The sequence below is a fragment of the Halomonas sp. ND22Bw genome (genome assembly GCF_003011945.1).
GTDB classification, from domain to species: Bacteria; Pseudomonadota; Gammaproteobacteria; order Pseudomonadales; family Halomonadaceae; genus Halomonas; species Halomonas halophila.
Genome location: NZ_PXWD01001028.1, coordinates 1 through 266, shown reverse-complemented (window position 1 = coordinate 266; position 266 = coordinate 1). Strand labels below are relative to the sequence as shown.

The 266-nt window shown below is 67.3% G+C and carries 1 protein-coding gene; it reads right to left on the bottom strand.

The genetic code is table 11. From position 1 onward, the window contains the following. Positions 1 to 266: ATP-binding protein (locus CVH10_RS21295; protein WP_181244624.1), on the bottom strand; the 266-nt coding region annotated here is incomplete at both ends.

The following is a 266-nucleotide window of genomic DNA, read 5'->3' as shown; positions in this document are numbered from 1 at the left end:
GCGCCGTGGTCATCTTGGCGTCGCCGAAGACGGTGGGCCACTCCCCGAAGGTCAGGTTGGTGGTGATGATCACCGAGGTGCGCTCGTAGAGCTTGCTGATCAGGTGGAACAGGCGCTGGCCGCCGGACTGGGCGAACGGCAGGTAGCCCAGCTCGTCGAGCACCACGAGGTCGAGACGCGAGAGCTGGGCGGCTAAAGCGCCGGCCTTGCCGCGCCGGGCCTCGTCCTCGAGGCGGTTCACGAGATCGACGGTGTTGAAGTAGCGG